A 454-nucleotide genomic window follows, 5' to 3' on the forward strand; every position below is an offset into this window, starting at 1 on the left:
GTCAGTGGCGTAGGCGAGACTTGTCCCGTGTCATCGACAGACGAGACCGTTTCCGCCCAGCCGCCCGCCACCCCGCCCACCGGGCCCCCGGCGCCGCCGTCGGGCCCGGCACCCGCCCGGATGCCGGGCTGGCTGCCGCGCGCGATGGTGCTCGCCCTGGCGCTCTACGCCTGCTTCCAGCTCGGCAGCTGGGCTTTCGACCAGCTCATCGGGTTGCTGACCAATGTGCTGATCGCGTTCTTCCTCGCGCTCGCCATCGAGCCCGCGGTGGGCCGGATGTCGGCCCGCGGAATGCGCCGAGGGCTGGCCACCTTCCTCGTCTTCATCGGTCTGATGATCTTCAGCGCCGGGTTCGTCGTGCTGCTGGGGTCGATGCTCGCCGGACAGATCCTCGACATGGTCGACGACTTCCCCAAGTACATCGACTCGGTGATCAACTGGATCAACCAGACCT

General features: G+C 68.1%; 1 protein-coding gene. It reads left to right on the plus strand.

Annotated features, from left to right (window positions below; genetic code table 11):
• Positions 1-120 precede the first annotated feature (120 nt).
• A partial coding sequence (locus RNB18_RS51940; protein WP_311721049.1) for an AI-2E family transporter occupies positions 121-454 on the plus strand: 334 nt, incomplete at its 3' end.

This window comes from Streptomyces doebereineriae, assembly GCF_031845645.1.
Classification (GTDB): domain Bacteria; phylum Actinomycetota; class Actinomycetes; order Streptomycetales; family Streptomycetaceae; genus Streptomyces; species Streptomyces canus.